The organism is Mycolicibacterium sp. ND9-15, from assembly GCF_035918395.1.
Lineage (GTDB): Bacteria > Actinomycetota > Actinomycetes > Mycobacteriales > Mycobacteriaceae > Mycobacterium.
In genome coordinates this window covers 5,023,219-5,037,963 of the sequence record NZ_CP142362.1, presented here as the reverse complement: position 1 = coordinate 5,037,963, position 14,745 = coordinate 5,023,219, and the positions used below count along the sequence as shown (strand labels likewise).

Annotated in this window: 12 protein-coding genes and 1 pseudogene; 3 read left to right on the top strand and 10 right to left on the bottom strand. The window is 67.6% G+C overall.

The features are described from left to right. Positions 1 to 11 precede the first annotated feature (11 nt). From QGN32_RS23915 to QGN32_RS23880, 8 genes are all read right to left on the bottom strand, one after another. Entirely contained in the window at positions 12 to 2,249 is a 2,238-nt protein-coding gene (locus QGN32_RS23915; protein ID WP_326546623.1) for a malate synthase G, read from the bottom strand. Positions 2,250 to 2,276: 27 nt separating this feature from the next. Then, complete coding sequence (locus tag QGN32_RS23910; protein WP_326546622.1) at positions 2,277 to 3,194, bottom strand: 3-methyladenine DNA glycosylase; 918 nt, start codon at positions 3,192 to 3,194, stop codon at positions 2,277 to 2,279. 19 nt (positions 3,195 to 3,213) lie between these two features. Further along, positions 3,214 to 4,266: a hemolysin family protein gene (locus QGN32_RS23905; protein WP_326546621.1), complete on the bottom strand. Its 1,053-nt coding sequence runs from the start codon at positions 4,264 to 4,266 to the stop codon at positions 3,214 to 3,216. Beyond that, complete coding sequence (locus tag QGN32_RS23900) at positions 4,259 to 5,638, bottom strand: hemolysin family protein (protein WP_326546620.1); 1,380 nt, start codon at positions 5,636 to 5,638, stop codon at positions 4,259 to 4,261. The genes QGN32_RS23905 and QGN32_RS23900 overlap by 8 nt, the downstream gene beginning before the upstream one ends. A 202-nt stretch (positions 5,639 to 5,840) precedes the next feature. Next, positions 5,841 to 7,277: a GuaB1 family IMP dehydrogenase-related protein gene (locus tag QGN32_RS23895; protein WP_326546619.1), complete on the bottom strand. Its 1,437-nt coding sequence runs from the start codon at positions 7,275 to 7,277 to the stop codon at positions 5,841 to 5,843. Positions 7,278 to 7,366: 89 nt separating this feature from the next. Beyond that, positions 7,367 to 8,830, bottom strand: coding sequence for an NADP-dependent phosphogluconate dehydrogenase (gene gnd / locus QGN32_RS23890; protein ID WP_326546618.1), 1,464 nt, complete (start codon positions 8,828 to 8,830; stop codon positions 7,367 to 7,369). Positions 8,831 to 8,887: 57 nt separating this feature from the next. Continuing rightward, on the bottom strand, positions 8,888 to 9,871 hold the full coding sequence (locus QGN32_RS23885) for a M56 family metallopeptidase (protein ID WP_326546617.1): 984 nt from the start codon (positions 9,869 to 9,871) through the stop codon (positions 8,888 to 8,890). A 14-nt stretch (positions 9,872 to 9,885) separates the two neighbouring features. Further along, on the bottom strand, positions 9,886 to 10,302 hold the full coding sequence (locus QGN32_RS23880) for a BlaI/MecI/CopY family transcriptional regulator (protein ID WP_326546616.1): 417 nt from the start codon (positions 10,300 to 10,302) through the stop codon (positions 9,886 to 9,888). Between the two features lie 218 nt (positions 10,303 to 10,520). On the opposite strand from QGN32_RS23880, the gene QGN32_RS23875 reads away from it, so the two are divergent. The 3 genes and pseudogenes from QGN32_RS23875 to ureC form a co-directional block, all read left to right on the top strand. Further along, positions 10,521 to 11,297: an iron reductase gene (locus QGN32_RS23875; RefSeq protein ID WP_326546615.1), complete on the top strand. Its 777-nt coding sequence runs from the start codon at positions 10,521 to 10,523 to the stop codon at positions 11,295 to 11,297. A gap of 207 nt (positions 11,298 to 11,504) precedes the next feature. After that, a complete protein-coding gene (locus QGN32_RS23870) occupies positions 11,505 to 11,921 on the top strand; it encodes a PaaI family thioesterase (RefSeq protein ID WP_326546614.1) in 417 nt (138 codons plus the stop codon). 59 nt (positions 11,922 to 11,980) lie between these two features. Beyond that, positions 11,981 to 12,182, top strand: a pseudogene (gene ureC, locus QGN32_RS23865) (urease subunit alpha); the annotation flags it as partial. 132 nt (positions 12,183 to 12,314) lie between these two features. On the opposite strand, the gene QGN32_RS23860 reads toward ureC, so the two are convergent. After that, positions 12,315 to 13,688 (bottom strand): NAD(P)/FAD-dependent oxidoreductase, encoded by a 1,374-nt coding sequence (locus QGN32_RS23860; RefSeq protein ID WP_326546613.1) that lies wholly within the window; start codon positions 13,686 to 13,688, stop codon positions 12,315 to 12,317. Between the two features lie 114 nt (positions 13,689 to 13,802). Then, positions 13,803 to 14,732 carry an LLM class F420-dependent oxidoreductase gene (locus tag QGN32_RS23855; protein ID WP_326546612.1) on the bottom strand — a complete coding sequence of 310 codons (930 nt, stop codon included), beginning with the start codon at positions 14,730 to 14,732 and terminating at the stop codon, positions 13,803 to 13,805. Positions 14,733 to 14,745 lie beyond the last annotated feature (13 nt).

Sequence of the window (14,745 nt, the reverse complement as noted above, 5' to 3'; positions counted from 1 at the left end):
CGGTCACCGGATCACGCACCGCTGTTTGCGGCCTTATATTCGCGGCGGCGGCGGTGCAGGATCGGTTCGGTGTAGCCATTCGTTTGCTCGGTGCCCGACAGGATCAACTCCTGCGCGGCTTGAAACGCGATGTTGTGGTCCGGATCCGTTGCCATCGGCTTGAATTCGGGATCCTGCTCGTTCTGCTTGTCGACGACGGCCGCCATCCGCTTCAGGCTGGCCACCACGTCGTCGGGCGTGATCACGCCGTGGCGCAGCCAGTTCGCCAGCAGCTGGCTCGAAATACGTAGCGTGGCACGGTCTTCCATCAACGCGATGTTGTGGATGTCGGGCACCTTCGAACAGCCGACGCCGGCGTCGATCCATCGCACCACGTAGCCGAGGATCGACTGGCAGTTGTTGTCGACCTCCTCGCGGATCTCCTCCGGCGCCCACGCCAGCTCCTTGGCCAGCGGCACGGCCAACAACTGCTCGACGCTGGTGCGCTTCTTGCCCTCGAGCTCCTTGTGCACCGCGTAGACGTCGACCTCGTGGTAGTGCATGGCGTGCAGCGTGGCCGCCGTCGGCGACGGCACCCACGCGGTGGTGGCGCCCGCCTTGGGCTGACCGATCTTCTGGTCGACCATGTCGGCCATCAGGTCGGTCATCGCCCACATGCCCTTGCCGATCTGGGCCTTGCCGGAGAAACCGGTGGCCAGACCGATGTCGACGTTCTGGTCCTCGTAGGCCTGGATCCACTGGGTGCTCTTCATCGCGCCCTTGCGGATCATCGGGCCCGCCTCCATCGAGGTGTGGATCTCGTCGCCGGTGCGGTCGAGGAAGCCGGTGTTGATGAACACCACCCGGTCTTTGGCCGCCTTGATGCACGCCTTGAGGTTGACCGTGGTGCGCCGCTCCTCGTCCATGATGCCGATCTTGAGGGTGTTGGCGGGCAATCCGAGCACATCTTCGACCCGGCCGAACAACTCGACGGTGTAGGCCACCTCGTCGGGGCCGTGCATCTTCGGCTTGACGATGTAGATCGAGCCGGTCCGGCTGTTGACCAGCGGCCCGTTCCCGTCGCCGGACTTCAGTCCGTGGATCGCGATCAGGCTGGTGAACAACGCATCCTGAATGCCCTCGAACACCTCTTTGCCGTCGGCCCCGTTGTCGTTGAAGACGATCGCGTCGTTGGTCATCAGGTGCCCGACGTCGCGCACGAACATCAGGCTGCGGCCCGGCAACGTCAACTCACCGCCGTCCGGCGTGGTGTAGGTGCGGTCCTCGTTGAGTCGGCGGGTGAAGGTCTCGCCGCCCTTGGTCACCTCTTCGGTGAGGTCACCCCGGTTGAGGCCGAGCCAATTCCGGTAACCGAGCACCTTGTCGTCGGCGTCCACTGCGGCGACCGAATCCTCGAAGTCCATGATCGTGGTGACCGCGGACTCCAGCACGACGTCCTTGATTCCCGCGGCGTCGGTCGCGCCGACGGGCGACTCCGGGTCGACAAGAATCTCGATGTGTAAGCCGTTGTTGCGCAGCAGCACCGACCAGCGCGGGGCGCCGAGCTCGCCGGTGTAGCCGACGAACTGTTCGGGCTTTGCGAGCCCGACCGACGAGCGCTCGCGTGCGGAGTCAGCACCCTCAGCCTGCCCGTCGCCGAGCGTGATCAGCAGTTGACCGTCCTCGATCTGGAGCCCGGTCGCCTCACTCCAACTGCCGGACGCCAATGGCGCGGCGCCGTCGAGGAAGCGACGGGCATAGGCGATGACCTTGTCGCCGCGCACCCGGTTGTAGCTGCCACCCTTCTCGGCGCCGTCGTCTTCGGATATCACGTCGGTGCCGTAGAGCGCGTCGTAGAGCGAACCCCAGCGGGCGTTGGCCGCGTTGAGCGCGAAGCGGGCGTTGAGGATGGGCACCACGAGTTGGGGGCCGGCAGTGGTGGTGATCTCGTCGTCGACTCCCGCGGTGGTGATCGTGAAGTCGCCGGGTTCGGGCAACAGGTAGCCGATCTCGGTGAGGAACGCCTTGTACGCGTCGTGGTCGAGCGGTTCGATCACCCGCTGCCGGTGCCACTTGTCGATACGGGCCTGCAGGTCATCCCGCCTGGCCAGCAGATCTTCGTTCTTGGGCGTCAGGTCGGCGACGACCTTGTCCACTCCGGACCAGAAGGTGTCGGGGTCGATGTCGGTGCCGGGCAGCGCCTCGTTGTTGACGAAGTCGTACAACACCCGGGCCACGCGCAGGTTTCCCACCGTCACGCGATCGGTCATCATTCCTCCTCGAACTGTCGCCCCAGCTTACCCATCGGTAACCCGGCTATTGACCACCGCCGCGGTGGCCGCTTCGTGGCCCGCCGCTGCCAGTAGCCGGTCGCACCGATCGACAAGGGCCGCGCGCAGCGGGGCCGCCCGATCAGTGACGGTCTGCTGGATCCGGACGTATTCGGCTCGACCGGCCGGTGTCTCGATCGCGATCGGCTCGAATCCGTATTCGCGGAGATCATAGGGGCTGGCGCGCATGTCCAGTTCGCGGGCATCGGCGGCCACGTTCAGGCAGTCCATCACCAACTCCGAATTCACCAGCGGGCCCAGCTTGAACGCCCACTTGTACAGATCCATGCCGGCGTGCAGGCAGCCCGGCTGCTCAAAGGCGGCCTGCCCCTGTCGGGTGAGCTGTTCGGCGTTGCGCCGGGCGGCCGGCTCGGTGAAGAACCGGAACGCGTCGAAGTGGCTGCACCGCAACGGCATCGAGTCGACGACCGCGTCGGTCCCGGCGGCACCCAGGCGCAGCGGCACCCGGTCGTGGCGGACCGTCGGCGCGCGGTACACCATCGCCCACTCGTGCAGCCCGAAACAGTTCAACCGGGCCGGACGCGCCGCCGTGGCCCGTAGCAGGCGGCCGATGAACCGGACGGTGTCGACGCGCGCCGACAGGTATTCGCGGCTCACCGCCACACCGTCGTGATCGGACGCGTAGCCGGTCCGGGTCAGGTGGCGCCGCGCGGCCGCGCCGCCCAGCGTGACGCCGAAGCCGGGATGCCACACCCGCAACTGTCGAGGCCGCAGGCTGTAGTAGGTGAACAGGAAGTCCCACACTGGATGCGGTTCGCCGACCCGCGCGCGGCGACGGTGCGGTGCACAGAACTCATCGACCCGCCGGTGATGTGCCCGCTCGCGCGTGGTCCAGTCGCGCTCGTCGAGAACTAAGTCAGCCACCGGAGCGCGGAGCGCGACATCAGACACGGTGCGTCCCGTCGCGCACGGTGCCCACCAGGTCCTCGACGAGGTCCTCGAGCGCGACCATCGCCTCGACGCTGCCGTCGGGGGCGGTGACCAGGGCGAGGTGGCTGTTGCTGCGCCGCAGCCGCGACAACGCGTCGGGCAGCGGCAGCGACGCGGGCACCAGCGGCAGCGGACGCACCATCGAGAAGTCGAGCACCGCGCCGGGGTCGTCAACGAAGGCCAGCACGTCCTTGATGTGCAGGTAGCCCAGATAAGTGCCGGAGGCGTCGGTGATCGGGAACCGTGAGTAGCCGGTCTCCGCCAGCGCGTGTTGAACGGCGCCGACGGTGGGTCCAGCCCCTTCGCGCGCCACCGACACCGTCCTGATGTCGCGTAGCGGGAACGCGACGTCCTTGACCGCGCGGTCGCGGATCTGCAGGGCGCGGGTGAGCCTGCCGTGCTCCTCGGGATCGAGCAACCCCTCCGACAGCGACTCGGCGATCATCTCCGACAGCTCGACCGTGGACACCGTGACGTCCAGCTCGTCCTTCGGCTCCACCCGGAACGCCCGCAGCGTGACGTTCGCACACCAGTTGTAGAACGCGATCAGCGGTCGGGCCACGCGAATCCACACCAGGTACACCGGTATCAGCAGCATCGCGGCCGACTCCGGTCCGGCGATCGCGATGTTCTTCGGCACCATCTCGCCGAGCAACACATGCAGCACGACCACGATGCCCAACGCAACGACGAACGACACCGTGTGCAGCACCGCATCGGGCACACCGACGGCATCGAACGGCTTCTCCAACAGATGCGCGACGGCGGGTTCCCCGACCCGGCCGAGCAGGATCGAGCAGATCGTGATTCCCAACTGTGCGCCCGCGAGCATCAGCGACAGGCGCTCACCGGCGCGGATCACCGTGACGGCGCTCTTCTTGCCCTGTTCGGCCAGCGCTTCCAGCCGATCGCGGCGCGCGGAGATCAACGCGAACTCCGAGGCGACGAAGAACGCGTTGACGGCCAGCAGCAACACCGTCAGCAGCACGCCCAGGAAGTCACCCATCGACCCGGCTCCCGTCCACCGGGCCGTCGCCGCGTCGGCCCAGTTCGGTCAGCTCGAGCAGGTCGATGCGGCGCCCGTCCATGCGCACGACGGTGGCCAGCCAGCGGTTCGGGTCTTCGTCGAGCGCGCCCTCGGGGCCGAAGGCCTCGAGTTCGATCGATTCGCCCTGCTCGGGGATGTGGCCCAGCTTCTCGAGCACCAGGCCGCCGATCGTCTCGTAGTCGCCCTCGGGGGCACGGAACGAGGTGGCGCCCGCGACCTCGTCGATGCGCAGCAGGCCGGATATCTGCCAGCCACGGCCCGCGGGCACGACATCGGGCGCCTCGTCGTCGTGTTCGTCGCGGACGTCGCCGACGATCTCCTCGATGAGGTCCTCCACCGTGACCATGCCCGCGGTCCCGCCGTATTCGTCCACCACCAGCGCGGTCTGCAGCCCGTTGGCGCGAATCTGTGTCATCACCGCGTCTCCGTCGAGCGTCGAGGGCACTTTCGCGACCGGGAGCGCCACGGAGGCGAGGCGGGTGGCGCCGCGTTCACCGGCCGGCACCTCGAAGACCTGCTTGACGTGCGCGATCCCGATCGTCTCGTCGAGGTCGCCCCGGATGATCGGAAACCGCGAATATCCTGTCCTGATCGCGGCGTTCACCAGGTCGGCGACGGTCTCGTCGGCGTCGAGCGACTCGATCTTCTGCCGAGGCGTCATGAGTTCCTCTGCGGAGCGGTCGCCGAACCGCAGTGACCTGTCCACCAGCACCGCGGTGATGGGGTCCAGCGCGCCGCTGCGGGCCGAACTGCGTACCAGCGACACCAACTCCTGGGGCGAGCGAGCCGACCGCAACTCCTCGGCCGGCTCGATCCCCAGCCGGCGCAGGATCATGTTGGCGGTCCCGTTGGTCAACCGGATCAGCGGCGTCAACAGCGCCGAGAACAGCAGCTGCGGACCGGCCGACCAGCGTGCCGTCGGCACCGGGCGCGCCACCGCGAGGTTCTTCGGCACCAGCTCGCCGAAGACCATCGACAGCGAGGTCGCGATCGCGATGGCCAGCACCAGCGCCAGCCCGCCGGAAAACCCCGCGGGCACCCCGATTGCGTCCAGGCCGGGGTGGATCAGCCTCGCCACCACGGGTTCGGCCAAAAAGCCGGTCGCCAGCGTCGTGATCGAGATGCCCACCTGGGCCCCGGACAGTTGAAACGACAACGTGCGATGCGCCCGACGGACCATCTGGTCACGCCGGTCCCCGCCGCGCGCGTTGGCTTCCACGGTGCTGCGCTCGAGCGCGGTCAGCGAGAACTCCGCAGCGACGAAGACCGCGGTGCCCGCGGTCAGCAACGCGAACGCCAGCAGGGACAGCAGCGACGCCGCGACGGTCATCGGGTCCGCCCCCCGCGGGAGCCGGGCCTGTTGCCCGGCCGTCTAGAGGAGGGCTCGGCGTCGGGGGGTTCGCGGTCGGGTCGCTCGGCCCGGAAGGCCCCCTCTGAAACCCGGGCCTCGACGGGTGCCTGCGGCACGGGATCCCTTTCGCGTAGAGGACTGAAGAAAACCCATGGTAACGGGTGATGCACCGGGCTAGGGGTCACCAACCCGTGGGCAACGGATGTCCTTCGGCGAAGCCGGCCGTCGACTGCACACCGACCACCGCCTTCTCGTGGAGTTCGCAGAGATTGGCGGCGCCGACGTACGTGCATGTGCTGCGCACGCCGGAGGTGATGTGGTCGAGCAGGTCCTCGACCCCCCCGCGGGTCGGATCCAGATCCATCCGCGAGGTCGAGATGCCCTCCTCGAACAGCGCCTTACGGGCCCGGTCGAACGTGTCGTCGCCTGCCGTGCGGGCGGCTAGCGCACGCTTGGACGCCATCCCGTAGCTCTCCTTGTACGGCTGATCGTCGCGGTCGCGCATCAGATCGCCGGGCGACTCGTAGGTGCCCGCGAACCAGGAGCCGATCATCACGTTGGCCGCCCCGGCCGCCAGCGCCAGCGCCACGTCGCGCGGATGCCTGATACCGCCGTCGGCCCACACATGAGCACCGAGTTCCCTTGCGGCCGAGGCGCATTCGACGACGGCCGAGAACTGTGGCCGGCCCACCCCGGTCATCATGCGCGTGGTGCACATCGCGCCCGGCCCGACACCGACCTTCACGATCTGCGCCCCCGCGGTGATCAGGTCCCTGGTGCCCTCGGCTGAGACTACGTTGCCCGCGGCCAGCGGCAGCCCCAGGTTCAGCGAGGAAACCAGCTCGATCGCGTCGAGCATCTTGAGCTGGTGTCCATGCGCGGTATCGATCACCAGCAGGTCGACGCCGACCTCGGCCAGGCTGCGCGCCTTGGCGCCGACGTCGCCGTTGATGCCGATCGCCGCCGCGACGCGTAGCCGGCCTTCGTCGTCGACGGCCGGTGTGTACATGCCGGCCCGGACCGCACCGGTGCGCGTGAGCACCCCCGCCAGCGTTCCGTCGCTCTCGGTCAGGACCGCCACGCCGATGTGGGCGTGTTCGAGCAGATCGAACACCTTGCGCGGTTCGGTCCCGACCGGCGCGGTGACGAAGTCGGAGATCGCGACATCGCGGACCCGGGCGAAGCGGTCCACGCCCACGCAGTTCGCCTCGGTGACCAGGCCGATCGGCCTGCCCTCGAACACGACGACCGCCGCACCGTGCGCCCGCTTGTGGATCAGCGCGGTCGCGTCGGACACCGAGTCGTCGGGGGAAAGCACCACCGGGGTGTCGACCACCAGGTCTCGGCTCTTGACGAAGCCGACGGTCTGCTCGACCGCGGAGATCGGCAGGTCCTGCGGCAGCACGACGAGGCCACCGCGGCGGGCGATCGTCTCGGCCATCCTGCGGCCGGCGACGGCCGTCATGTTCGCGACCACCACCGGGATCGTGGTGCCCGAGCCGTCGGAGGTCGACAAATCCACGTCCATCCGCGACTGGACATCCGAACGCCCGGGGACGATGAAGACGTCGTTGTAGGTCAGGTCGTATGCGGGTGTGTGCCCGTCGAGAAAGCGCATCGACTACGAGTCTAGTTCCCGCCGAGACTGCGATGAGATCGCGATTTCCCGCGTTATCGCGATCCAGGCGCAGTTTCGCCGGGAAGAAGCTAGACCGCCACCTCGCTGCGGTCCCCGCTCCACAGAGTGTGGAACCGCGCGGCGGGGTCCGCGTCGATGCGGCCGTAGGTGTGCGCCCCGAAGTAGTCGCGCAACCCCTGAGTCAGCGCGGCGGGCAGGCGGTCCTGACGCAGCCCGTCGTAGTACGACAGCGCCGACGAGAAGCCGGGAATCGGAATGCCGAGTTCGGTGGCGGTGACGACGACGCGACGCCAGCTGTCGATCGCCGCCTCGATCGCGCTGCGGAAGTACGGTGCCACGATCAGCGTCGGCAGGTCCGGGTTGTCGTCGAACGCGTCTTTGATCCGGTTGAGGAACTTGGCCCGGATGATGCAGCCGCCCCGCCAGATGGTCGCCAGGTCGCCGGGCGTGATACCCCAGCCGTACTCGGCACTGCCCGCCTGGATCTGGTTGAAGCCCTGCGCGTAGGCGATGATCTTCGACGCGTACAGCGCCTGGCGCACATCCTCGGTGAATTTTGCCGCGTCGGTTGGCCTTTCACCGAGATCCCCGGAGGCCAGCCCGGTGGTGGCCTTGCGCTGAGGCACCGATCCGGACAGGGCCCGGGCGAACACCGCCTCGGCGATACCGGTCACCGGCACGCCGAGATCGAGCGCCGACTTCACCGTCCAGCGGCCGGTGCCCTTCTGCTCGGCCTCGTCGAGGATGACGTCGACGAGCGGCTTGCCTGTCTTGGTGTCGGTCTGGCGCAACACCTTCGCGGTGATCTCGACCAGGAAGCTGTCCAGATCGCCGGAGTTCCACTCGTCGAAGACGTCGGCGATCTCGCCCGCCGACTTGCCCAGCCCGTCGCGCAGCAGCTGGTAGGCCTCACCGATGAGCTGCATGTCGGAGTACTCGATGCCGTTGTGCACCATCTTGACGAAGTGACCGGCGCCGTCTGGCCCGATGTGGGTGCAGCACGGCACACCGTCGACGTGCGCGGAGACCTCCTCGAGCAGCGGCCCGAGCGACTTGTAGGACTCGGCGGGGCCGCCGGGCATGATCGACGGCCCGTTCAGCGCGCCCTCCTCGCCACCTGAGATGCCCGCACCGACGAAGTGCAGACCACGCTCGCGCATCGCCTTCTCCCGCCGGATCGTGTCCGTGTAGAGCGCGTTGCCGCCGTCGATGATGATGTCGCCCTTTTCCATCGCGTCGGCGAGCTCGTTGATGACGGCGTCGGTGGGATCGCCGGCCTTGACCATGATCAGCACCCGGCGTGGTTTCTCCAGCGCGTCGAGGAAATCCGAAATGGTCTCGCTCCGCACGAAGTTGCCCTCCGAGCCGTGTTGTTCGAGCAACGCGTCGGTCTTGGCGATCGAGCGGTTGTGCAGCGCGACGGTGTAGCCGTGCCGGGCGAAGTTCCGCGCGATGTTGGATCCCATGACGGCAAGGCCGGTGACCCCGATTTGAGCGGTACCGGTGGTCGGTGCGAAAGCGTCAGAGCTCATTCGGGCAGCCTTTCGTTGTTTTGTTGTGGCGAACGCTTTGTGGTGTGCGACGCGTCCCTAAGCGGCGAACAGCCGTTGCAGTTCGGTCAGCCACGGCAGCACCACCGCGATGGTCGGCACCACCAGCACCGTCGCCGCGGCCGCGTATGCGCCCGCGGCCAGTGCCAGGCTGTTGGGTCGACCGCCGAGGCGGCGCACTCGCAGCACGGTGGTCGGCCCGCCGGCGGCCAGGGCTCCCTTCGGCGTATGCCCGGCCGCGCAAGCGACCAGGGCACGGGCCAGGGGAGTGGGGCCGGAGATGCGCACCGCCGCGTCATCGGCGAGCATCTCGACCAGCAGGCGCACGGCGTCCAGCGCGCTCCCGCTGCGGACGAATCGCGGGAAGGCCGCGTGCACCGCGGTGAACATCTCGAGCACCAAGTCGTGCCGCGCCCGGAGGTGCGCGCGTTCGTGAGACAGGATCGCGGCGATTTCGTTGTCCGCCAACGTTGCCAGGGCGCCTTCGCTGACCACGACGCGGCTGCGCACCCCGGGCAGGCAGTAGGCCAGCGGCTGATCCACGTCGAGGATGCGCAACCCGTCCCCGGTCCCCAGTCCCCAGCTTCTGCGCGGGCCCATGCGCGTGAGGCCGTGTGCGTGGGCCCACTTGCGCGACTTGCCCACCAGGTCGACGACCATCCGGTGGTGGGCGCGCCGGCGCCGCGTCGCGATCGCGACCTGTAATACCGCAGCGATCAGCCGGGCGCCGACGACCAGCGTCAGCGCGAAAACCACCACGTACGCAACCCACCCGGGCCAGCCGAGCACGCCTACCTCGCTGGTGATCGTCGTCGTCGGCCTACCGTCGGGTCCCGGCGCGAAGAGCCGACTCGCGATCGCGATGCCGGCAGAGAACGCCGAAAGTACGGCCGCCATGGCGATCGCCTGCCACAGCACGATGGCCGCGCGCGGTGCGCGAAAGGGCCACGAGGCACGCGCCAGTATGGCGGGCACCGGTCCGGACAGGACCAGCGCGAGGACGGTGAAGGCCAGCGCGGTCACGCTGCCAGTGTCCCTCAGCCGGTGGCCGGATTACCAGCGGGTGGCGGTACGCGATGGTTGCCCTCCAACTCGGCCAGCGCGCGACGCAATGCTGCCGCCTCGTCCGCGCCCACCCGTTCGACAAAATGCACCAGAGCCGCCTCGCGGCTGCCCGAATCGGCGGCCTGGTCGAGCGCGTCGACCATCAGGCCCGCGACCAGTTCGTCGCGGCCGTGGGTCGGCGCGTATCGGTGGGCGCGATCATCGCGGTGCTGTACGACGAGGTTCTTCTTCGCCAGCCGCTGCAGCACGGTCATGATCGTGGTGTAGGCCAGGTCCCGTTCGGCGAAAAGCGCCTCATGAACTTGGCGCACGGTTTGGGGCTCACGCGTGGACCACAGGTGATCCATCACTGCGCGTTCGAGTTCCCCTAGACGCGTCAATCTCGCCATGGTCCGTTCATCTCCTAGAGGCTATTCACCCACCGTACTCCTGGTTACTACGGTGCGTCGTATGTCGTCGGGCGCACAGCCCGTCAGTTGCGCCTGACACCGCTTACTGCCGTGGTCACCCCGCTTTTCAGGCGGGCTGTGAAAGCAGTCACAGGGTCTAGCCGCCCTCGCGCATCTAGTTATAGTAAGCCTTACCTAACTCGATATCGGGAGGCCCCATGACGGTTCTGGTCGACGATCCGCTCATCGCGAGCATGGCGATCCGCAGGACACTGCCGCTGCATGAGTCCAGTCGACGCCTCCGCGAGCTCTATCCCGAGTGTCCCCGGGTATACGGCGTGGCGGTGATGGGTGATCTGTCCCGCCGGCGGTGGTGGCCGCTGGCCGAGGCGCTGACCACCGACCGTCTGCAGACGATGTTCGATCTGGCCGCCGAGGAGACCGACAGCCGGACGGCGGTGGCCCAGCAGTTGGCCGCGACCCTCGCCCACGTCGTCGTCGGGCGCGTGGTGCCGCTCATCGTGCTCGAAGGCCGGGCGTGGGACACCGGCCTGGAGAACCTGTGGGTGCATGTGGACTCCGAGGGCGCAATCGACTGGGTCGGCGTCGTCGACCCGACCCTACGGGCCCTCCCGGACGATTCGTCGTTCGGCCACCGGCCACACCCCGCCGGACGCGCTACGCGCGACGGCATCATGGCGCTGCCCAGCGAGGCGGCTTTGACGACGTGGGTCGCACACCGCAGCCACCGCACGCTCGCACCGCTGTTCGCCAAGCTGAGTGAGATCAGCGCGGGGGCCATGCCGGTCGCGGCGATGTGGCACATGGTCGGCGGGGCAGTGGTCAGTGCGGCGACCCGGGTGCCGCTGCTGGCGGGGTCCAGCGAATGGACAAGCATGCGGCGCAGCCAAGCCGTGCTGGACGCCCTCGTCGGCTTCGGCCTGCCGGTCAGGGGCACGTCCCGGGCAAGTGCGGGGAAGGTCTTGCTTAATTAGGGCAGCCTTGCCTATGCTCAGCGCAGAATGATCGGGAAATCAACCGAGAACCACCGGACCGCGCCGGAGTCCTGAGGGCTGCAGAGACCCACGGTCCACACGGAGGGCGGGCCCCGCACCACTGGTGCGGGGCCCGCCCGCATTCCTACCGAGGGCGCCTTCCTACCCGGCGAGGCCGTGGTCCCGGCGACCGTGTAGACAGTTCGCGTGACCATCGATTCGACCTCGGACCTGCCTTCCGAACTGGGTAAGGGCTTCGACACCGAACTCGGCTTGGCGTATCTCGAGATCGGTCCCGACGGCGGCCGTGCGCAGCTGAAGATCGCGGATAAGCTGCTGCAGCCCTACGGCATCGTGCACGGCGGCGTGTACTGCTCGATCGTCGAAAGCCTGGCCAGCGTCTCGGCGGCTGTCTGGCTCGCCGACAACGGCGGCGGGAACGTCGTCGGTGTCAACAACAACACCGACTTCCTCCGGGCCATCTCGTCGGGAACCGTCACCGCGGTGTCCACGCCGATTCACCGCGGCCGACGCCAGCAACTGTGGCAGATCACCATCACCGACGACGGCGACAAGCTCGTCGCGCGTGGACAGGTGCGCCTGCAGAACATTCCCGCCGAGTAAGGCGCCCGCGCCTGCGCTGCTGATCGCCACGCTCCGTGGCGATATCGCGCACTATGCACCGGCTCGCCGACACCAACCTTTTCGTCGAGATCACCGAGGACCGGAACGCGCCGGAGCGGGGGCGTGCGCGGCAGGGAAAGGTGTTGCGCGAGCCCATGGGACAGTGGCGTGCGACGCGCGCCGACGGTGCTCCCGATACCGTCATCATCCGGCGTGGTGATCGTCGACTACAGAGGGATCAAGGCGGACAACGGAATACAGTGACGGTCCTATCGTCGCGGGACACCGTCGGCGTACCGCCGCTGCGCCACCGCATCGAGTTGGGGCCGAGGCCGAAACCGCGGCTACCCCACTGGCATTGGCGGCAGGCGGCTACCTAAAGGGCCGGCGGCTCTAGCCGGCCACCTTCTCGGTGTCCCGTACGCCCGCCGCGATCTCCTCGAGTTCCTCGATACGGGTACGGGCGTAGGCCTGCTGCTCGGTGATCGTGAGGTTACCGCGCTGCGTCGACAGGAACGTCACCGTCCAGTGCAGCAGCGTGGTGATCTTGCGCCGGAAGCCGACCAGGTAGACGAGATGGAGCACCAGCCACGCCAGCCAGGCGACGAAGCCGCCGAACTCCAATGGGCCGATCTTGGCGACCGCGGAGAACCGCGACACCGTGGCCATCGACCCTTTGTCGAAGTACTGGAACGGTTCGCGCAAAGCGGGATCGGCGCCCTTGAGTTCCGCCCGGACCGCGTCGGCGGCATACCTACCGCCTTGGATCGCGCCCTGCGCCTGACCGGGCACACCCTCGACGTGCGCCATATCGCCGACGACGAACACATTCGGATAACCGGGCAGTGTCAGGTCGGGCTGCACCAGCACACGACCGGCCCTGTCGACCTCGGCTTCAGACTGTTCGGCAAGATCTCGGCCCAGCGGGCTGGCCTGGACACCGGCCGACCACACCTTCGTCGCCGATTCGATACGCCGGATCGTGCCGTCGGAGTCCTTGACCGTGATGCCGTTTCGGTCGACATCGGTGACCATGGCGCCGAGCTGGATGTCGACGCCCATCTTCTCCAGTCGGGCCTGTGCCTTCTTGCCGAGCTTCTCGCCCATCGGCGGTAGAACCGCGGGTGCGGCATCGAGCAGAATCACCCGTGCAGAGGTCGAATCGATATGGCGGAACGCGCCTTTGAGGGTGTGATCGGCCAACTCCGCGATCTGGCCAGCCATTTCGACACCGGTCGGGCCGGCGCCGACCACCGTGAACGTGAGCAGCTTCTCGCGGCGGGTGGGGTCACTCGAACGCTCCGCCTGCTCGAACGCGCTGAGGATGCGCGCACGCAGTTCCAGCGCATCGTCGATGGACTTCATGCCGGGTGCCCACTCCGCGAAATGATCGTTTCCGAAGTAGGACTGACCCGCGCCGGCAGCGACGATGAGCGAGTCGTACGGGGTGACGTAAGTGTGGCCCAACAGCTCCGACCTGACCGTCTGGCGAGCCAGGTCGACGTGGGTGACGTCGCCGAGCAGCACCTGGCAATTCCGCTGCTTGCGCAGGATCATTCGGGTCGGCGGCGCGATCTCACCGGACGGGATGATGCCGGTCGCGACCTGGTACAGCAACGGCTGGAACAGGTGGTGCGTGGTCTTGGCGATCAGCTTGACGTCGACATCGGCTCGTTTCAGCCGCTTGGCAGCGGTCAGCCCGCCGAACCCTGACCCGATAATGACCACCTTGTGCCTATCAGATGCAGTGGCTCCGGGATGGCTCATTATCGGGCTCCTCGACGGTGCTTCCACGTGCAGTTCTCTACCCGTAACGGTAGCCGCCTGAACGCCCGATCGGAAAACAGGTCTGCTGTGTTATATCCCACCACAGACTGGGGATCACCCGCCGAGCAGGGGGTTGAGCGCCGCACCCACCGCGGTGACACCGCCGGGGTGGTAGCCGCTGAGGCTCGTTACCGGGCTTAGGATCACACCGTCCACGCCGGCGTCGAGGACCTTGGTCTTGATTTGCTCGGCGACCTGATCGGCACTGCCGATCACCGCTTTCTGCTTGAAGTCGTCGGGGATGACATCGCCGGTCACCTTCTCGTCGATGATCGCCACGACGAGCATGCTTGTCTCGAGCGTGGCGGGGTCGCGCCCGATCTCCTCGCAGCGCTCCTTGACGACCTGAAGCTTGCGCGGCAACTCGTCGAAGCCGGCGATGATGTTGAGGTGGTCGAAGTGCTTGGCCGCCAGCGGAATCGTCTTCTTCTCGCCGCTGCCGCCGATCATCAGCGGGATGTGGTCGCGGAAGCGGGGTTCGGCCATCGCCTCTGTGGCGCGGTAGTACTGGCCTTCGAATGTCGGCCGCTCGCCCTTGAGCATCGGCAAGATGATCTGCAGCGCCTCGCCAAGCTTGTTGAACCGGTCGGTGAAGGTGCCGAACTCGTAGCCGAGACTGTCGTGTTCGAGTTCGTACCAACCGGTGCCGATGCCCAGGACGGCGCGGCCGTGGCTCATCACATCCAAGGTCGTGATCGCCTTCGCCAGCAGTGTCGGGTTCCGGTAGGTGTTGCCGGTGACCAGCGTTCCGAGTTGGACCCGCTCGGTCGCCGTGGCCAAACCGCCCAACGCGGTGTACGCCTCGAGCATGGGCTGGTCCGGCGTACCCAGGCCGGGCAGTTGGTAGAAGTGGTCCATCAGGAATACCGAGTCGAAGCCCGCGGCCTCGGCTTCCTGTGCCTGTGCGATCACCGTGGGGAAGATTTCCGAGACGCCGGTGCCGTACGAGAAGTTGGGGATCTGAAGTCCGAGTTTGATGGTCACGGGTTCACGTAAC